Origin of the sequence: Sphingomonas molluscorum (genome assembly GCF_039522995.1) — a bacterium.
Classification (GTDB): domain Bacteria; phylum Pseudomonadota; class Alphaproteobacteria; order Sphingomonadales; family Sphingomonadaceae; genus Sphingomonas; species Sphingomonas molluscorum.
Genome location: NZ_BAAAEL010000001.1, coordinates 759,975 through 777,569, shown reverse-complemented (window position 1 = coordinate 777,569; position 17,595 = coordinate 759,975). Strand labels below are relative to the sequence as shown.

At 68.7% G+C, this 17,595-nt stretch carries 16 protein-coding genes; 4 read left to right on the top strand and 12 right to left on the bottom strand.

Translation table 11 applies throughout. The features are described 5' to 3' along the window. Positions 1-263 precede the first annotated feature (263 nt). The 4 genes from ABDZ92_RS03770 to ABDZ92_RS03755 all read right to left on the bottom strand — a co-directional run bounded on the left by ABDZ92_RS03770 (position 264) and on the right by ABDZ92_RS03755 (position 5,270). On the bottom strand, positions 264-1,502 hold the full coding sequence (locus ABDZ92_RS03770; protein ID WP_125961827.1) for an SAM-dependent methyltransferase: 1,239 nt from the start codon (positions 1,500-1,502) through the stop codon (positions 264-266). A gap of 62 nt (positions 1,503-1,564) precedes the next feature. Beyond that, the gene (locus ABDZ92_RS03765; protein WP_125961826.1) at positions 1,565-2,929 is read right to left on the bottom strand and encodes a dihydrolipoamide acetyltransferase family protein; all 1,365 of its coding nucleotides are present in this window, start codon (positions 2,927-2,929) and stop codon (positions 1,565-1,567) included. Continuing rightward, positions 2,929-3,933, bottom strand: coding sequence for an alpha-ketoacid dehydrogenase subunit beta (locus tag ABDZ92_RS03760; RefSeq protein WP_125961860.1), 1,005 nt, complete (start codon positions 3,931-3,933; stop codon positions 2,929-2,931). The genes ABDZ92_RS03765 and ABDZ92_RS03760 overlap by 1 nt, the downstream gene beginning before the upstream one ends. A 50-nt stretch (positions 3,934-3,983) precedes the next feature. Then, entirely contained in the window at positions 3,984-5,270 is a 1,287-nt protein-coding gene (locus ABDZ92_RS03755) for a thiamine pyrophosphate-dependent enzyme (protein ID WP_125961824.1), read from the bottom strand. 193 nt (positions 5,271-5,463) lie between these two features. On the opposite strand from ABDZ92_RS03755, the gene ABDZ92_RS03750 reads away from it, so the two are divergent. Both ABDZ92_RS03750 and ABDZ92_RS03745 read left to right on the top strand, forming a co-directional pair. Next, a complete protein-coding gene (locus ABDZ92_RS03750; RefSeq protein ID WP_164521329.1) occupies positions 5,464-6,033 on the top strand; it encodes a lysozyme inhibitor LprI family protein in 570 nt (189 codons plus the stop codon). Further along, positions 5,976-6,278, top strand: coding sequence for a hypothetical protein (locus tag ABDZ92_RS03745; RefSeq protein ID WP_125961819.1), 303 nt, complete (start codon positions 5,976-5,978; stop codon positions 6,276-6,278). The genes ABDZ92_RS03750 and ABDZ92_RS03745 overlap by 58 nt, the downstream gene beginning before the upstream one ends. A 4-nt stretch (positions 6,279-6,282) precedes the next feature. Here the strand turns inward: ABDZ92_RS03745 and ABDZ92_RS03740 are convergent, their stop codons facing one another. The 7 genes from ABDZ92_RS03740 to rpmI all read right to left on the bottom strand — a co-directional run bounded on the left by ABDZ92_RS03740 (position 6,283) and on the right by rpmI (position 13,123). After that, positions 6,283-7,314 carry a glycoside hydrolase family protein gene (locus tag ABDZ92_RS03740; protein WP_125961817.1) on the bottom strand — a complete coding sequence of 344 codons (1,032 nt, stop codon included), beginning with the start codon at positions 7,312-7,314 and terminating at the stop codon, positions 6,283-6,285. A 66-nt stretch (positions 7,315-7,380) separates the two neighbouring features. Then, the gene (locus ABDZ92_RS03735; protein WP_241211950.1) at positions 7,381-8,253 is read right to left on the bottom strand and encodes an aldose 1-epimerase family protein; all 873 of its coding nucleotides are present in this window, start codon (positions 8,251-8,253) and stop codon (positions 7,381-7,383) included. Beyond that, complete coding sequence (gene pheT / locus ABDZ92_RS03730; RefSeq protein WP_125961814.1) at positions 8,246-10,633, bottom strand: phenylalanine--tRNA ligase subunit beta; 2,388 nt, start codon at positions 10,631-10,633, stop codon at positions 8,246-8,248. Before pheT ends, ABDZ92_RS03735 begins: the two co-directional genes overlap by 8 nt. Further along, a complete protein-coding gene (gene pheS / locus ABDZ92_RS03725) occupies positions 10,630-11,742 on the bottom strand; it encodes a phenylalanine--tRNA ligase subunit alpha (protein WP_125961812.1) in 1,113 nt (370 codons plus the stop codon). Before pheS ends, pheT begins: the two co-directional genes overlap by 4 nt. 72 nt (positions 11,743-11,814) lie before the next feature. Further along, positions 11,815-12,435: a LysE family translocator gene (locus ABDZ92_RS03720; protein ID WP_125961810.1), complete on the bottom strand. Its 621-nt coding sequence runs from the start codon at positions 12,433-12,435 to the stop codon at positions 11,815-11,817. A 105-nt stretch (positions 12,436-12,540) separates the two neighbouring features. Further along, positions 12,541-12,906 (bottom strand): 50S ribosomal protein L20, encoded by a 366-nt coding sequence (gene rplT / locus ABDZ92_RS03715; protein ID WP_125961809.1) that lies wholly within the window; start codon positions 12,904-12,906, stop codon positions 12,541-12,543. Between the two features lie 13 nt (positions 12,907-12,919). Beyond that, the gene (rpmI, locus tag ABDZ92_RS03710; RefSeq protein WP_125961808.1) at positions 12,920-13,123 is read right to left on the bottom strand and encodes a 50S ribosomal protein L35; all 204 of its coding nucleotides are present in this window, start codon (positions 13,121-13,123) and stop codon (positions 12,920-12,922) included. 183 nt (positions 13,124-13,306) lie between these two features. On the opposite strand from rpmI, the gene ABDZ92_RS03705 reads away from it, so the two are divergent. Beyond that, positions 13,307-15,463, top strand: coding sequence for an AsmA family protein (locus ABDZ92_RS03705; RefSeq protein WP_125961806.1), 2,157 nt, complete (start codon positions 13,307-13,309; stop codon positions 15,461-15,463). Positions 15,464-15,484: 21 nt separating this feature from the next. Here ABDZ92_RS03705 and ABDZ92_RS03700 read toward each other — a convergent pair whose 3' ends face one another. Next, complete coding sequence (locus tag ABDZ92_RS03700) at positions 15,485-16,060, bottom strand: cysteine hydrolase family protein (RefSeq protein ID WP_125961804.1); 576 nt, start codon at positions 16,058-16,060, stop codon at positions 15,485-15,487. Between the two features lie 186 nt (positions 16,061-16,246). Here ABDZ92_RS03700 and ABDZ92_RS03695 point away from each other — a divergent pair, with 186 nt between their 5' ends. Further along, a complete protein-coding gene (locus tag ABDZ92_RS03695) occupies positions 16,247-17,356 on the top strand; it encodes a lactonase family protein (RefSeq protein WP_125961802.1) in 1,110 nt (369 codons plus the stop codon). Positions 17,357-17,595 lie beyond the last annotated feature (239 nt).

Genomic DNA, 17,595 nt, shown 5'->3' with positions numbered 1-17,595 from the left:
CTATGGTCGAGCGGCCGGGTGCAAGTGGTGCATGGGCGCGCTGCTAAGCCGCCCTCCCTCCCCCGTTGGCCTCGAGTAGCCGTCGAGCTTGTCGAGACGGCGTATCGAGAGGCGGTGGTGGCTCTCTCGATACGGGCTCTCGACAAGCTCGATCCCTACTCGAGACAAACGGGGTGGGAGATGGGGCTGGGTGCTTCGATACGGGGCTTCAACACGCTCAGCCCCACCTCCGCACGAACGGGAGGGACTGCGGTGAGACCGGATCAGGCCTCCACCACCTCGTGCAGGCGCTGCTCCTCCTCCAGCATATAGTCGCGCGTCAGCGGCAGCGCGTCGCGGGAGCGGGCGAACTGGAGCTGGTAGTTGACCATGCCGCCATAGTCGAAGCTGACCTGCGACCCGGCGAGATAGAAGGTCCACATGCGGAAGAAGCGCTCGTCGTAGAGGTCGACGATCGCCTGCCGGGCGGCGACGGCGCGGTCGTACCAGTGGGCGAGGGTGAAGCCATAGTGGCGGCGCAGCACCTCCACGTCGGTGAGGAACATCTTGTTCCCCTCATGCGCGCGGACGATCTCCGACAGCGCCGGGATGTAGCCGCCCGGAAAGATGTACTTGGCGGTGAAATGGTCGGTGACGCCGGGCCCGCCGGCGCGGCCGATGGTGTGGAGGAGCATCACGCCGTCGGGGGTGAGCAGCTCGCGGCACTTGGCGAAGAAGGTGCGGTATTGCGGCGGGCCGACATGCTCGAACATGCCGACCGAGACGATGCGGTCGAACTGGCCCTGGACCGCGCGATAGTCGATCAGCTCGAAGCGGACCTTGTCGGCGACGCCCGCTTCTTCCGCGCGGCGGCGGGCGACCTTGAGCTGTTCCTCGGACAAAGTGACGCCCAGCACCTCCGCGCCCGTCTTGCGGTGGAGGTAGAGCGCCATGCCGCCCCAGCCGCAGCCAATGTCGAGCACGCGCATGCCCGGGCGCAGCGCGAGCTTGGCTGCGATGTGCGCCTTTTTGTCGACCTGCGCCTGTTCGAGGCTGACCGCGGGATCGGTGAAATAGGCGCAGCTGTACTGGCGGTCGACGTCGAGGAAGAGGTCGTAGAGCCGGTCCGACAGGTCGTAGTGATGGGCGACGTTGCGCTTCGACTGGCGGGCCTGGTTGTAGCGATCGAGCCGGTGGAGCACGGCGTTGGCGACGAGGCGCATGCCGCGCGCCTTGAGCTTGCTCTCGCCGGCTTCCCAGAGGTTGTTCTTCTTGAACAGGACCAGCAGGTCGCGGATGTCGCCCTGCTCGATCACCAGGCGCCCGTCCATGAAGGCTTCCGCCGCCCCGAGGCTCGGGTCCCGCACGATCGAGGCGAGGACCTTGCGATCCGTGAAGCGGATCGTGACGTTGGGGAAGCCGGGGTCCGGCGTGCCGAAGCGGCCGGTACTCCCGTTGGCATGGTGGACGGTCAGCTGGCCCTTTTGAACGGCCCGCGCGAAGAACATGTCGATCAGTGCCATGGCGGCGAGGCTAATCGTTTCGGGGGCGGAAAGCTACCGCTCGGTTCGATTATACCTCCCGCTCAGTCGGCGAACAGCAGCACGGGCGTTTCCAAGAGCTTCTTGAGCGCCTGGACGAAGCTCGCCGCATCCCGGCCGTCGACGACGCGGTGGTCGCACGAGATCGACACGTTCATCAGCTTGGCGCGCCGGATGATGTCGCCGCCGCGGCCGTCGTCGACGAACACCGGGCGCTCGACGATGCGGTTGGGACCGACGATCGCGACCTCCGGCCGGTTGATGACCGGGGTGGTGGCGACGCCGCCCAGGGGCCCCAATGAGGTGACGGTGATGGTGCCGCCGGACAGCTCCTCCGAACGCGCCTTGCCGGTGCGGGCGGCCTCGGCTAGGCGCGTGATCTCGGCCGCGAGCTGCCAGACGTTCTTGTCCTGTGCGTCCCGGATCACGGGCACCATGAGGCCGGCGTCCGTCTGCGTTGCCATGCCCATGTGCACGCGGCCGTGGCGGGTGACCACGCCGGCCTCGTCGTCATAGCGGGCGTTGAGCATCGGGAAGTCGGGCAACGTGCGGCAGAGCGCGGCGATGAACAGCGGCAGCAGGGTGAGCTTCGGCCGGTCGCCGCGGTTGGCGTTGAGGTCCGCGCGCATGGCTTCGAGCGCGGTTACCTCCACTTCCTCCACATAGGTGAAGTGGGGGATGTGGCGCTTGGAGGCGGCCATGTTGTCGGCGATGCGGCGGCGCATGCCGATGACCTTCACGGGCTGGTCGTCGCGCGCACGGCTAGCGTGGGGGGCATGATAGCCCTGGGACTGGCCGTAGCGGAGGTGCGCGTCGAGGTCGGCGTGGCGGACACGGTCGGATTCGGTGCGGACCTGTGCGAGGTCGATGCCGAGGTCGCGGGCGCGGGCGCGGACTGCGGGGGAGGCGAGGATGGGGTGCTTGTGCTTCCCCGCTTCTTCGTACGCCGGCGTAGGCCGGGGCCCAGCATCGGTGTCCTTGGTGGCGGGTGCTGCGCTTTCCTCGCGGGCGTCTCCCAACTGGGCCCCGGCCTTCGCCGGGGTACGGGTTGGGGGTGAGGCAGCGTCGGTAGCCTCTTCCTCCGGCGGAGTTAGGCATGCCGGCGTCGCGTCCGTCGCGACTTCCACGCCGGGGTTTTCCGCGACGACGGTGTCGCTCTCGGTCTCCGCCTCGGTTTCGATCACCACCAGCGTCGAGCCGATCGGGATCGAGTCGCCAGGTTCGCCCGCGAGTTCGATGACGATGCCGGCGACGGGGCTCTCCATCTCGACCGTCGCCTTGTCGGTCATCATATCGGCGATGCGGCCGTCTTCCTCGACGCGATCGCCGATGGCCACGTGCCAGGCGACGATCTCCGCCTCGGAAATGCCTTCGCCGATGTCCGGCAGGCGGAAGCTGAAGCGTGCCATCAGGTCCTCATCACTTTCTTGAGCGCTTCGCCGATGCGAACGGGGCCGGGGAAATAGGCCCATTCCAGGCTGTGCGGGTACGGCGTGTCGAAGCCGGTGACGCGTTCGATCGGCGCCTCCAGGTGGTAGAAACAGCGTTCCTGCACCAGCGCCGACAGCTCGGCGCCGAAGCCGGAGGTGCGGGTCGCCTCGTGCACGATCATGCAGCGGCCGGTCTTCTTCACCGACGCCTCGATCGCCTCGATATCCAGGGGGACGAGCGTGCGCAGGTCCAGGATCTCGGCGTCGATGCCGGCTTCCTCGACCACGGCCTGGCAGACATGGACCATGGTGCCATAGGCGAGGATGGTGAGCGCCTCGCCCGGGCGGACCACTGCCGCCTTGCCGAGCGGCACGCGGTAGTAGCCGGTGGGGACGGTGGCGGCGGAATGCCCCGCCCAGCTTTTCGCCGGGCGATCCCAATGGCCGTCGAACGGGCCGTTGTAGATGCGCTTGGGCTCGAAGAAGAGGACCGGGTCATTGTCCTCGATCGCGGCGATCAACAGGCCCTTGGCATCATAGGGGGTGGAGGGGATCACCGTCTTGATGCCCGAGACATGGGTGAAGATGCCCTCGGGGCTCTGGCTGTGCGTCTGGCCGCCGAAGATGCCGCCGCCGAACGGCGAGCGCACCGTCATCGGCGCGATGAACTCGCCGGCCGAGCGGTAACGCAGGCGCGCCGCTTCCGACACGAGCTGGTCGAGGGCGGGATAGATGTAATCGGCGAACTGGATTTCCGGCACCGGGCGCAGGCCGTAGGCGCCCATGCCGATCGCGACGCCGACGATGCCGGTCTCGGTGATCGGCGTGTCGAAGACGCGGGTCTTGCCGTATTTCTTCTGGAGACCGGCGGTCGCGCGGAACACGCCGCCGAAATAGCCGACGTCCTCGCCCATCACGATCACGTCCGGGTCGCGCGCCATCATGACGTCGAGTGCGGAGTTGATCGCCTGGATCATGTTCATGGGCGCGGTTTCGCCCGGAGCGGAGGTGTCCGCCATCACTGCTTCCTCGCTCACTTGCGGGCCCACGGCCGGCCGGAGGCGGCCTCTTCGGCGAGCATCTGCGCCTGCTGCTCGCGCAGGTGCCAGGGCATCTCCTCGAACACGCCGTCGAACAGGCTGTCGAGCGGCTGGTGCAGGCCGTGGCCGAGCACGCCGTTCTTCTCGGCCTCCTTCTGGGCGGCGCGGACTTCCTCGGCGACCTCGCGGTCCATCGCGGCGTGGCGTTCGTCGTCCCACTCGCCGATCGCGACGAGGTGCGCCTTCAGCCGCGCGATAGGGTCACCGAGTGGCCAGGCGGTGGCCTCTTCGGCGGAGCGGTACTGCGAGGGATCGTCGGAGGTGGAGTGTCCCTCGGCGCGATAGGTGAAATGCTCGATCAGCGTCGGCCCCTGATTGGTACGGGCGCGCTCGGCCGCCCATTGGGTGGCGGCATAGACCGCGAGCGCGTCGTTGCCGTCGACGCGCAGCCCGGCGATGCCATAGCCGATCGCGCGGGCGGCAAAGGTCGTCGCCTCGGCGCCGGCGAACCCGGAGAAGCTCGAAATCGCCCACTGGTTGTTAACGACGTTGAAGATGACGGGGGCGCGATAGACGGCGGCAAAGGTGCAGGCGGAGTGGAAGTCGCCCTCCGCAGTCGACCCTTCCCCGCACCAGGCGGCGGCGATGCGGGTGTCGCCCTTGGCCGCCGATGCCATCGCCCAGCCGACCGCCTGCGGGTATTGGGTGGTGAGGTTGCCCGAAATCGAGAAGAAGCCGGTGTCGCGCGCCGAATACATGATCGGCAGCTGCTTGCCGTGCAGCTTGTCGCCGCTGTTCGAGTAGATCTGGTTCATCATCTCGACCAGCGGATAGTCGCGGGTGATGAGGATCCCCTGCTGCCGATAGCTGGGGAAGCACATGTCTTCGTAATCGAGCGCCAGCGTCGCGGCGACGGCGACCGCCTCCTCGCCCGTGCACTTCATGTAGAAGCTGGTCTTGCCCTGGCGCTGGGCGCGGAACATGCGCTCGTCGAACGCGCGGGTGCGGGCCATGGCGCGCAGCATGCGGCGCAGCACCTCTGGCGCGAGCCGCGGGTTCCAGGCGCCGACCGCTTGGTTGTCCTCGTCCAGCACGCGCACCAGCGTGTAGGCGAGCTCGTGGAACTCGGCCGACTGGGCGCTGGTGTCGGGGCGGCGGGCCGCGTCGGCGGGGGGGATGGCGACCTCCGCGAAATCGACGGGATCGCCGGGGCGGAAGCGGGGCTCCGGCACGTGCAGCGCCAGGGGCGGCAGATTGGGTCGCAGCGACTCTTCGCTCACTCGTCTCTCCTAGGCCTGCCGTCCGGGGCCGGAACCCCGCGCAGACTCGTTTCAAGCGAGTGTTATAAAATTTCAAAGGCCGGCGGAAGCCAGGATCGTCGCTGCGGTGCAGCGTCGCGGTGATCGGGTGGTTTCCGGCGGCAGGTGCACCCGCTTCGCTCGCGCTGGCGGCCGTGGCGGACTATGGAGCGGCATGGCCATGCTCTCCAACCCCCTCCCGATGCGCGGCTTCGGCCTGGCGCTGATCCTGCTCGCCACCGCCTGCAACGGCGGGGGTACGGCCGCACCCGACAATGCGGCGACGGAGCCGGTGCCCGAAGCGACGGCGACGGTCGCGCCGGTACCGACAGCCACCGCGCCCGTCGCTTCGCCCGAGCCGACCGCGACGGCCCTGCCGCAGAAGCCGCCGGCACTCGACATCACCGAGGCGGATGTCGAGGCGCAGCTTTCGCCCGCGTTGGAGGCGTGCCTGAACTCGGGCGATGCCGCCAAGGGCGTGTCGGTGGCGATGGGGGCGTGCGTGCGGGACGAACTGGCGGTGCAGGACGCGCGGCTGAACGCGGCCTACAAGTCGGCGATGGCCAAGCGGGGGCCGGCGGAGCGGGCGACGCTGCGGGACGAGGAGCGGGCCTGGATCAAGCGCCGGGACGTGGAGTGCGAAGAGCAGCGGACCGGCGGGACGATCGACATGGTCGAGGTGCCCATGTGCCTGCTGCACGAGACGGTGCGGCGGCGGATCACGCTGCAGCCGATGGCGGGCTGATCGCCGTGCGCGCGCTGTCCAACCTGCTGTTCGTGCTTGCGGGCGGCATCGCAGTCGTGGCGTTCCTGGTCTCGAGCTTCGCGCGTTCGATGGCGTGCGGCTATGCACCCAACTCCACCGGGTGCCGGGCGGCCTGGCCCTGGGAGATGAACGGCGACGACCGATGGTGGCTGTTCGAGCTGCCGTTGTTGGTCGTGCTGGGGCTGGTGGCCGGCGCGGTCCTCTTGCGGCGCAAGTCGCGCTGACGCTTCAGCCTTCGGGAAAGGCGGCGCGCAGGGCGTCATACTGCCGACGGCTGATCGGCAGCATCGATCCGTGGCGGGTGCCGGCGGGCATGTCGTAGCGGTTCCATTCGGGAACGCCGCTGTTGCCGGACACCTGGTACCAGGGCCCCTGGAGGGTTGGCGCCATCGAGAGGCCGTAGCTGGTGCCGGCATATTGCTCGTAGAAGAGCAGCCAGTCCTTGTCGTCGGGCGAGCGGATCAGCGTCGGCGCCTCGCGGAAGTTGGGGCTGAGCGGGGCTCCCGGCAGCGGATAGGGGCCGAGCAGGTTGGCGGCGCAGCTGATGCGGATCGTCTTGCCGGTGGTCCATTCGTAGGACGGGTAGCGTTCGTCCTTGATCACCGCGCAGTATCCGCCGCGGGGATCGGGCTGAAGGTTGGTGTCGATGGTCGCCATGTCCCAGCTGAACAGCCGGCGGGGCTTGGTGGCGAAGGTCTTGAGGTCCGGCGACTGGACGTAGAGCGTGCGTTGGCTGGCCCAATAGCGCTCCGGATCCTCGCGATTTCCGTCTTCGTTCGGGGTGTGCCAGGTCAGCAGGAATTGGCGCGAGGGCTTGTCGAAATAGAGCTTGGGGGCGCCGATGCGCTGCATGGCGTGCGGGTGGCCGGGGATGTCCCTGAGATCGGGACGGTAGGTGCCGAACGGCGCCCATCGGACGAGGTCGTCGGAGACCCAGAAGCGGATCAGGGGATCTTCGTCGCTGTTGTTGCCGACGAGGTAGTAGCGCCCGTCGGGACCTTGGGCGATCGAGGCGTGGCCGTGGTAGTCGGCGGAGACGGGCTTGCCGCCGTTGAGGCGCGTCCAGTGGAAGCCGTCGAGGCTGACCGAATAGTAGAGGACGCCGTAGCGTTCCTTGGTCATGTGGGCGAAGAGATACGCCTTGGCCGGATCGACATATGGGGTGACGGGGCCGCCGGGTGCCACCTGCGCGATCGCGGGCAGGGCTGCGGCAAGGGCGGCGAGCGCCGCGACGACACTGCGCTTCCAGAGGACTCGCATGGCTCTCTCCCGTTGATCTTTTGATCGTACAAATAGGAGAGGGGCGGGTTTGTCCAGCAGCCCCGGTCAGGGCAGCAGCGTCACCGACATAATGGCGCTGCGGGTGGCGCCGGGGGCGACGCGCATCATGCCGGGCTTGTCCCAGATGTCGCCGGAAAAGCCGACCGGGTCGGCGATGCCATGCCAGGGCTCGACGCAGACGAAGGCGGCGCCGGGCTTGGTCCAGATGCCGAGCATCGGCGTGTCGGGGAAACCGATCTCCAGCGCAGGGCCCTCGCCGGCGTCGTAGCGCAGCGACTGGCTTTCGAGCTGCTGCCAGACGAGTGCATCCTCGGTGAAGAGGTCGTCCGAGAGGGGCAGCACGCGGCCCTGGAGCGGGCTCGGGCGTGGGGCGGGGGCGATCAGCCCGTCCTCGATCGACGCGAGGCTGGCGGGCTCGTGCTCCGGAAAGGTGATGCGGTGGGCGTCGCGCGGGCGGCCATAGGGGAGCGGCCAGGCAAAGGCGTGGTGGAAGCCGATGCTGGCGGGCAAGTCACGGGCGTCGCGGTTGATGATCGTGACGGTGGTGGTGAGGGTCGCACCTTCGAGCGCGTGCAGCACGTCGAGAGCGAAGGCGAAGGGGTAGACCTCGCGGCTCTCGGCATCGTCCTCAAGCCGGAAGCGGACGTGCGCCGCGCCCTGCTCTGCCAGCGTGAAGATGCGGCGACGGGCGAAGCCGTGCTGGGGCAGCGGATAGTCGCGGCCGTCGAGCCGGTAGCGGTCGCCCGCCAGCCGGCCCACGATCGGGAAGAGGATCGGCGCGTGGCCGGTCCAAAAGGCGGGATCGGCATCGGTCATCAGCTCGCGGCCCTGCGCATCGCGTAGCGACACGAGCTCGGCACCCAGCGGGTCGATTGCCGCCGTGAGCGTGCCGTTGCCGATCTCCACCCGGTCAGCCACGCAAGGTGGCTCCCAGCTTGGCGGCGGCAGCGACCACCTTGTCGGCGACCCCCTTGATCTCCGCATCGGTGAAGCTCTTCTCGCCCGGCTGGAGCGTGACTTCGACGGCGAGCGACTTCATGCCTTCCTCGACCCCGGCGCCGGTGAAGACGTCGAACAGCCGTGCATCGACGATCGCCGCCTTGTCCGCACCGCGCACGGCGCGCACCAGCGCGTCGCCGCTGACGGTGGCGGGCACCAGGAAGGCGAAGTCGCGCGTCACCGCCTGCAGGGCCGGCGGCGCATAGGCCGGGCGCATGAAGCCGCTGCCGCGCTTGCCCGGCAGCGCATCCAGGAACAGTTCTACCGCCACGACCGGGCCGGAGAGGTCGAACGCCTTGGCGATGCGCGGGTGGAGCGTGCCGAAGGCGGCGAGCACCGTCTTCGGCCCAAGCCGCAGCGTCGCCGACTGACCAGGGTGATAGGCGTCGCCCGCGCCGTCCATGACCTGAAGGTTGGCGACCGGCGCACCGGCGGCCTCCAGCAATGCGAGGGCTTCGGCCTTGGCGTCGAACGCGTCGAAGGCTGCTGCCTTGCCAGCCTGCCAGCCGCGGCTGCGCTGCTCGCCGGCTAGGACGACGCCCAGCGTCAGGCGTTCGCCGTCGGCGAGGTAGCGGCGGCCGATCTCGAACAGCCGCACGCCGGTGGCGCCGCGCTTCAGGTTGCGGTTCGCAGCCGACAGCAGGCCGGGGAGCAGCGACGGGCGCATGACCTTCATGTCCTCGCTGATCGGGTTGGCGAGGCTCCAGGCGCCGCCGCCGAAGGGTGCGGCCGCATCCTCGGCGATGAAGCTCCAGGTGATCGCCTCGTTGAGGCCGCGCGCCGCGGCCGAACGGCGGAGGCGACGTTCGAGCTTCTGCTCGGGCGTGGCGGTCGGGCGGGCGACGCCGGCAGGGCGGGGCAGCGGCGTCGAGGGGACCTTGTCGATGCCCTCGATGCGGATCACTTCCTCGACCAGGTCGGCCGGGCCGTCGATGTCGCGGCGCCAGCTCGGCACCACCACGTTCCATTCCAGATCCACCACGAAGCCGAGGCGCTCGAGGATCTCCTGCTGCCGCTCGGGTGCGACCGCGAGACCGCCGAGGGTTTCCGCGAGGTTCGGGTTGTAGGCGACGAGGCGCGGGTCGACCGGCGGCTCGCCGGCGCGGGTGACTTCGCTCGGCGTGCCGCCGCACAGCGCGAGCACCAGGCGGGTGGCGATCGCCAGCCCCTCGTCGAGGAAGGCGGGATCGACGCCGCGCTCGAAGCGCTGGCGCGCGTCGGAGGTGAGCGCGAGCTTCTGGCCGGTGCGGGCGATCGTCTCCGGCGTGAAATAGGCGCATTCGATGAGCACGTCGGTGGTCGTCTCCGACACGCCCGAATGCTCGCCGCCCATGATGCCGCCGATGTCGTGCACGGCTGCGTCGTCGGCGATGACGGTCATGTAAGGGCTAAGAACATACTCCCGATTGTTCAAAGCGACGAAGGGCGGATTATTATCGGACGCTTTCGCCTTTCGTGCGACCAGGCCGCCCTGGAGCTTCGCGCGGTCATAGACGTGCAGCGGGCGGCCGAGGCCGAGCATGACATAGTTGGTGATGTCGACCAGGGCCGAGATCGGCTTCTGGCCGACCGCGGTCAGGCGGCGCTGGAGCCAGTCGGGCGAGGGGCCGTTGGTGACGCCGGCGACGGTCTGCGCGAAGAAGGCGGGGCAGCCCTCCGGGTCCTGGGTGGACACGTCGGGGCCGGCGCCCTGCGGAGTGATCTGCGGCAGGCCGCTGATCACCGCGTCGAGCGGGCGCAGCGTGCCGAGGCCCGCGGCGGCGAGGTCGCGGGCGATGCCGCGCACGCCCATGCAGTCCTGGCGGTTGGGCGTGATCGCTACGTCGATGACGGGATCGTCAAGGCCGGCATAGTCGGCAAAGGTCGTGCCGACCGGCGCGTCGGCCGGCAGCTCGATGATGCCGTCGTGATCCTCGCCGAGTTCGAGCTCGCGGGTGGAGCACATCATGCCGTTGGATTCGACGCCGCGGATGGCGGCGACGCGCAGCTCCATGCCGTTGGCGGGGACGACCGCACCGGGCATGCCGAACACGCCGACCAGGCCGGCGCGCGCGTTGGGGGCGCCGCAGACGACCTGGAGCGGGCCGTCGCCGGCGTCGACCGACAGCACCTGGAGCTTGTCGGCCTGCGGATGGCGCTCGGCGGTGAGGACTCGGGCGACGCGGAAGCCGTTGAGGCGCGCGGCCGGGTTCTCGACGCCCTCGACCTCCAGGCCGATGGCGGTCAGGCCGTCGAGGATCGCGTCGAGCGAAGCGTCGGTGTCGAGGTGCTCGCGCAGCCAGGAAAGGGTGAACTTCATGCGCCCACTCCCCCCGACAGCGTGGGCACGTCAAGCGCCGAGAAGCCGTAATGCTTGAGCCAGCGCAGGTCGCCGTCGAAGAAGGCGCGGAGATCGTCCATCCCGTATTTCAGCATCGCCAGCCGGTCGACGCCGGTGCCGAAGGCGAAGCCTTGGTACTCGTCAGAGTCGAGGCCGCAGGCGGCGATCACCTTGGGATGGACCATGCCGGAGCCCAGCACCTCCATCCAGCCTTCCGAACCGCCGACCACGCGCTTGCCCTTCTGCAGGGTGTAGCCGATGTCGACCTCCGCCGAAGGCTCGGTGAAGGGAAAGTAGCTGGGGCGCAGGCGCAGCACGATGTCCTCGCGCTCGAAGAACGCCTTGAGGAAGGTCTCCAGCGTCCACTTGAGGTGGGCGAGGGTGATGCCCTTGTCGATCACCAGCCCCTCGATCTGGTGGAACATCGGCGTGTGGGTGGCGTCGCTGTCCGAGCGATAGACGCGGCCGGGCGCGATGATGCGGATCGGCGGCTTCTGCGAGAGCATGGTGCGGATCTGCACGGGCGAGGTATGCGTGCGCAGCACCATCCGCTCCCCCGATGCGAGCCGGTCTAGCTCGTCATTTATGTCTTCGGACTCGTTGTTGACATAGAAGGTGTCGTGCATCGCGCGTGCCGGATGGGTCTCCGGGATGTTGAGCGCGGTGAAATTGTGCCAGTCGTCCTCGATCTCCGGGCCGGTCGCGACCGCGAAGCCCAGGTCGGCGAAGATCTCGGCGAGTTCGTCCATGACCTGGCTGACCGGGTGAACGCTGCCGGGGGCGGTGCGATCGACCGGCAGGGTCATGTCGAGCGTCTCGGAGGCGAGGCGGGCGTCGAGCGCGGCCTGCTCCAGCCCGGCCTTGCGGGTGGCGATCGCCTCCGTCACCGACTCGCGCAAGCTATGGATGCGCGGGCCTTCGACCTGGCGCTGCTCGGGCGTCATGCCGCCCAGCGTCTTCAAGAGGCCGGTCACGGCGCCCTGCTTGCCGAGCGCATGGACGCGCACCGCCTCCAGCGCGTCGAGCCCGGCGGCCGCGTCGATCGCCGCCAGGAGGTCGGCTCGCAATTGTTCGAGATCGGGGGTCATTGGAATTCCGTTCGCAAGATTGGGAGGTCCGAACCTTAGTCGGCGGCTCAGGTCAAGCCGTTCCGGGGTCCGTCACGCGCGGGCGGCGAGCAGAAGGCCGCCGAAGCCGATGAACAGCGACCCCGTCGCGCGGTTGAACAGCCGCTGCCGGCGCGGCGGTGCCAGCCAGCGGGCGAGCGACCGGCCGCCCAGCGCATAGGCGGCGTACCAGCCGCCCTCGATCACCACGAACGTCGCGACCAGGATCGCCAGCTGGAGCCAGAAGGGGCGGCTGAGGTCGAGGAACTGCGGGAACAGCGCGGCGGCGAAGACGATGAGCTTCGGGTTGGAGAGGCCGGTGCCGAGCCCCGCCGCATAGAGCGCGCCGGGACGGCTGCGGGTGAAGCCCTCCGCCCTGGGAGCATCCGAGACCGGGGCCCGCCACGCCTTGATCCCGAGCCAGATCAGATAGGCGGCACCGGCGAAGCGCAGCGCACCGTAGAGCCGCGGCGACGCCTGGAGCAGCGCACCAAGTCCCATTGCCGAGGCGAGCAGGCACAGCAGGTTGGCGCTCATCAGCCCGGCCATGGAGAAGACCGCGCGGCGGGGCCCGTGGTGGATGCTCTGCACCATGACGTGCAGCATGTTCGGGCCGGGGGTGCCTGCGATCAGGAACACGGCGGTGACGTAGAGCCACCAGAGGTGCATCGCCATTCGTGCCTCCTCATTTGCCCTGGCCACCGAATGGCCAAGGGCGAAAACGAAAAGGGCGCCGGTGTTGCCACCGACGCCCCATGTTCGCGTAACGCTGCAGGTCGCTTAGGCGGCCTGGGGCAGCGCCGCCTTCGCCTGAGCGACGATGGCGGTAAATGCCTCACCTTCGTGCATCGCGATATCCGCCAGGACCTTACGGTCCAGCTGGATGCCGGCGAGCTTCAGGCCGTGCATGAACTGCGAGTAGGTCAGGCCCTCGGCCCGGACGCCGGCGTTGATGCGCTGGATCCAGAGGCCGCGGAACGTCCGCTTCTTAACCTTGCGGTCGCGATAGGCGTACTGGCCGGCCTTTTCGACGGCCTGACGTGCGATGCGGATCGTGTTCTTGCGACGGCCATAATAGCCCTTCGCCTGATCCAGAATACGCTTGTGCTTGGTGCGGGTCGTGGTGCCGCGCTTGATACGTGCCATGTGTCAGACCTCCTTAGCGCAGACCGTAGGGCGCCCACGCCTTGACGTGTGCGACGTCGGCGTCGGCGAGCACCGAGGTGCCGCGGTTCTGGCGGATGTACTTGGCGTTATGGCTGATCAGGCGGTGGCGCTTGCCGGCCACACCGTGCTTCACCTTGCCGGTGGCGGTGAACTTGAAGCGCTTCTTCACGCCGCTCTTGGTCTTGAGCTTGGGCATTTTTTTCTCCTTGTGTGTCACGACCCAGCAGATCGCCGCGGCAGCCCTTTTGGCCGGGCGATCCCTCGAGACAGGCTCGAAGAGTCGTGGAAAGACGGCGCGCTTAGCGCAATGGCGGTGCATGCGCAACCGCAGCAGGCGGTGCGCGGGAACTCGTTACGCCAGCGGCGAGTTTTTGGCCGCATGGCTGATCGCGAACTGCCCCCTGTCGCGGACGATGTGCCGCCGCCGCCCGCCGAAACCCCGGCGGCGCCGCCGCGACGCGGGCGGCCGCGCTGGCTCACCATCCTGCTGCGGGTGGTGCTCGGCATCTTCATCGCCTTGTTCCTGGTGTGGGCGATCCTGTTCATCACCAAGGGCCGCTTCCTGAAGGGCACGTTCGAGAAGATCGCGTCGAGCTCGGCCGAGCGGCAGGTGCGGGTCGCGGGCGACTTCCAATTCTACTTCAACCCGATCAACCTGAAGTTCCTGGCCGAAGGGCTGACCGTGTCCAATCCCGAATGGGCGGGCGGCGGCAATTTCCTGGAAGCGCGGAAGTTCGACAGCCAGATCGCGACCTTCACCTTCCTGTTCGGCCAGCGACGGATCAACTGGCTGGGGCTGGACGGCGCGCGCGTCGACCTGGCCTGGGACGCCGACCACCGCCGCAACACCTGGACCTTCGGCGACCCCAACGCCAAGGGCGAGCCGTTCGACATGCCGGTGATCCGCCAGGCGGCGGTGAGCAATTCAGGGCTGCGCTACAGCGATCCGTCGATGCGGATCCTCGCCAACGTCCGCTTCCGCACCGTGGAGGCGCGCGACAGCAAGGTCGCGAACGCCGTGCGGTTCGACGGAGATGGGCGTGCGCGTGGCATTCCGTTCACGCTGACCGGCGCGCTCCTGTCGCCGAACGCGGCGCTGGCGGGTGGGCAGACGCAGCTGGCGCTGACCGTGCGGGCGGTCGATGCGGTGGGCACCGTCACCGGCACGCTGCCCGAGCCGACGGTGATCGAGGGATCGGACCTGAAGGTCGACCTGCGCGGCCGCAACCTAGCGAACCTGTTCGAGGTGTTCGGGCTGACCGTGCCCGACACGCGGCGCTACCATCTCGCCTCCGCGCTCACCAAGCGGGGCGAGGAGTGGCGCTTCACGGGGCTGCGCGGCACGTTCGGCGACAGTGATCTGAGCGGCGCGTTCAGCGTGTTCCAACGCGAGCCGCGCATGTACCTGACCGCCGACCTCGCCACCCGCCGGCTGGACATGATCGATGTCGCGCCCTTCATCGGCTACAATCCCGACCGGCTGGACAAGCAGGGCAAGGCGGGCACAGTGACGCGGGTGGGCGGCACGCCGCGGCTGTTGCCGGACACGCCGCTCAACGTCGACGCGCTCAAGAACTTCGATGCGAAGGTCAACTGGACGGTGCGGCAGGTGCGGTCGGAAAACGTGCCGATCTCCAACATCAAGCTGGGGCTGTCGCTCGACGACCGGCTGCTCAAGCTCTCGCCGCTCAACTTCACCATGGCGCGCGGCACGGTGCTGTCGGACATCAGCATCAACGCGCGCCGGGCACCGGTCTTCACCGACTATGACATCCGCCTGACGCCGACGCCGATGGGCCGGCTGCTCGCAGGCTTCGGCGTGGCGGAGGCGGGCACCAGCGGCACGATTTCGGCGCGCGTGAAGATGACGGGCAGCGGCAACAGCGTGCACGACTCGCTGGCGAGCTCCAACGGGCGCATCGCCTTCATCATGCCCAAGGGCAGCTTCTGGACGCGCAACATCCAGCTGTCGGAAATCGACGTCGGCACGTTCATCCAGAAGATGTTCGAGGACAAGCTGAAGGAGCCGGTGCAGATCAACTGCGGGCTGATCGGCTTCACCGTGCGCAACGGCGTGGCGGCGGCCGACCCGATCCTGATCGACACGCAGAAGAACGTCATGCTCGGCCGTGGCGGCTTCAGCTTCAAGACCGAGGCGATCGACCTGGCGTTCCGGGCGGATTCCAAGAAGTTCTCGCTGTTCGCGGGCCAGTCGCCGGTCGGGATCAACGGCTATTTCGCGGAGCCGGGCTTCGACGTGATCAGCCCGGAGCTGGTCGGGCGTGCCGGCATCGGCCTTGGCCTGGCGGCGGTCGCGACCCCGATCGGCGGGCTGCTCGCCTTTGTCGACGTGGGCGATGCCAAGTCGGCCGCGTGCGGGCCCATCCTCGCTGGCGCCACCGCTAAGGCGCAGCGCACCACCAAGGGCAAGCCGCGCGACGACGTGGGCGCGGGCACCACGTCGAAGGACGAGGACGGCAAGGGATCGGGCGAGGAAAAGAAGACCCAGCGCAAGAAGTTCCTGGGGATCTTCTGAAGCCGTCGATCCGCTTCGTGACTAAGGAAGGTCCGGCCCGGCCAGATCGGTGAGCACTTCCTCGGTCGTGCGGATCTCCGCATATTCGTCGTGCAGGTTGCTGAGCGATGCCATGTGGATCTCGTCCGCCGAACGGTGGACGCCGCTCAGGTCCGTCCGTGCAAAAGTGAAGCACGCGTCGGAAACCAGGGTCGCGGTGAAGCCCAGGCAGCCAGCCGACCGGACGGTTGCCTCCACCGAATAGTTGGTGGCGACGCCTGCGAAGACGAGCGCCCGGATCGAGCGCAGGTGGAGGTGCCGTTCCAGTCCCGAGCCGGCAAAGGCATCGGTGACGTGCTTGTCGACCACATGCTCCCCACGCGCGGGCAGGAACGCCTGCTGGAACTCGGCCCCTGGCTGCCCGGGTTGGAAGCCGGATTCTGGTTCAAGGGAGAGGTGGCGGACGTGGATCACCGGACGGCCCGCGTGCCGCCAGACGGCCAGCAGTTGGGCTGCGTTCGCCTCCGCCCGCGGGTTGTTGCGCGCCGGGCGGGTCGGATCGGCCATGGTCCGTTGCAAGTCGATGAGGACAAGGGCGGGAGCGGTCGCTTGGATCATGCGCTGCCTTGTCGAGTCGAAGCTCCCCGTCGGCAAGGCCTGTTTCCGGCTGCAGGCATGAAGGGGGCACGGGGAAGCAGGCGAATCCGAGGAGGTTGAGTTCGGCCCGACGCGGACAGCGCTTTGCGTCTGCCCGTCGGGACGCGCGATCTTTGCCGCCGCGCCCAAATGCGCCATCAAGCGGGCATGGCTTCCTCCCCGCTTTCCCTGTCGCGACGGACGCTCGTCGCCGCCGCTGCCGCTGCTGCGGCGTTTCCGACCCGGCTTCTGGCGCAGCAAAGCCGCAGGGTGCTTGCCGGCACCTATGTGCAGGAGGGTGGTGCCGGGCTGGTGCCGCTGGTGCCGTCGAACGGCGCCTGGACGGCGGGCCGTGCGCTGCCGGAGATCGCGAACGCCTCGTTCGGCGTGCGGAGCGAGGCCCGCGGTCTACGCTATCTGGTGGATGAACAGGCGGAGGGTTCGCTCGGCATCTATGGGCGCGACTTCCGGCGCATGGCGCGGGTGTCGACGCTGGGCGCCGATCCCTGCCATGTCGCGCTGAGCCCGGACGGTCGTGCGCTGGCGGTGGCGAATTATTCGAGCGGGAGCGTGGCCGTCTGGAAGCTCGACCCCGCGACCGGGCTGCCGATCGACGAGGCGGCGCGCATCGTCCATGCGGGCAGCGGCCCGGACCGGGAGCGGCAGGCTGGCGCCCATGCGCACTGGGTCGGCTTTGCTCCGGGAGCGCCGCTGCTGCATTCGGTGGACCTGGGCGCCGACGCGGTCTTTGCCCACCACCTCGATCCGCGATCGGGCGGGCTGGCGAAGACGACGGTCGCCTATCGTGCCGAGCCGGGATCGGGGCCTCGCCACCTGGCGCGGCATCCGCGGCTGCCGGTCGCGTATCTGGTGGCGGAGCTCGCCAACACGGTGACGATCCTCGGTGCAGAGGGGGACGGGAGCTTTCGTCGGCGCGGCGTGGTGTCGACGTTGCCGGCGGGGTTCGCCGGGTCTTCGGCGGCGGGGCACATCGCGCTCAACCGCAAGGGCGACCGGCTCTATGTCTCCAATCGCGGGCACAACAGCATCGCGGTGTTCGCCGTGGGTGGCGATGGCGGGCTGACGCTGCTCCAGCATGTCGGGTGCGGCGGGGACTGGCCGCGGATGTTCCTGCTGCTGGAGGAACGGGGCGAGATGCTGGTGGCGAACCAGCGATCGGGCACGGTGGCGAGCCTGCGTATCGGGAGTGACGGGAAGCTGGGGAAGGCGGCGTCGCCCACGGGTTCGGTGCCTGGCGTCGCGTATCTGACGGTCTGAGGGCGGAGTCAGCCCAAATCTGGGGCCGGAGCGCAAATTGTTCCCCCCGGCGCACGCCCGACCTTTGCGAAGGACGCAACCGGCCTCCGGACACTGTCGTATCCCTGCGCAGGCAGGAATCCAGGGCCAAGCAGAACCGCGGCGTGCGGCGCTTGAGGCCCTGGGCTCCTGCCTGCGCAGGAGCACGAGAAGGGTGAGGGAGGGCCCCGGCGACGGTCGGGGTTCAGATGCGTGAGACT

Coding starts and splice junctions, on each gene's coding strand:
- ABDZ92_RS03770 (WP_125961827.1), bottom strand. CDS start 1,502: ATGGCACTGATCGACATGTTCTTCGCGCGGGCCGTTCAAAAGGGCCAG.
- ABDZ92_RS03765 (WP_125961826.1), bottom strand. CDS start 2,929: ATGGCACGCTTCAGCTTCCGCCTGCCGGACATCGGCGAAGGCATTTCC.
- ABDZ92_RS03760 (WP_125961860.1), bottom strand. CDS start 3,933: ATGAACATGATCCAGGCGATCAACTCCGCACTCGACGTCATGATGGCG.
- ABDZ92_RS03750 (WP_164521329.1), top strand. CDS start 5,464: ATGGCCATGCTCTCCAACCCCCTCCCGATGCGCGGCTTCGGCCTGGCG.
- ABDZ92_RS03740 (WP_125961817.1), bottom strand. CDS start 7,314: ATGCGAGTCCTCTGGAAGCGCAGTGTCGTCGCGGCGCTCGCCGCCCTT.
- pheT (WP_125961814.1), bottom strand. CDS start 10,633: ATGAAGTTCACCCTTTCCTGGCTGCGCGAGCACCTCGACACCGACGCT.
- pheS (WP_125961812.1), bottom strand. CDS start 11,742: ATGACCCCCGATCTCGAACAATTGCGAGCCGACCTCCTGGCGGCGATC.
- ABDZ92_RS03720 (WP_125961810.1), bottom strand. CDS start 12,435: ATGGCGATGCACCTCTGGTGGCTCTACGTCACCGCCGTGTTCCTGATC.
- rplT (WP_125961809.1), bottom strand. CDS start 12,906: ATGGCACGTATCAAGCGCGGCACCACGACCCGCACCAAGCACAAGCGT.
- rpmI (WP_125961808.1), bottom strand. CDS start 13,123: ATGCCCAAGCTCAAGACCAAGAGCGGCGTGAAGAAGCGCTTCAAGTTC.
- ABDZ92_RS03705 (WP_125961806.1), top strand. CDS start 13,307: ATGGCTGATCGCGAACTGCCCCCTGTCGCGGACGATGTGCCGCCGCCG.
- ABDZ92_RS03700 (WP_125961804.1), bottom strand. CDS start 16,060: ATGATCCAAGCGACCGCTCCCGCCCTTGTCCTCATCGACTTGCAACGG.
- ABDZ92_RS03695 (WP_125961802.1), top strand. CDS start 16,247: ATGGCTTCCTCCCCGCTTTCCCTGTCGCGACGGACGCTCGTCGCCGCC.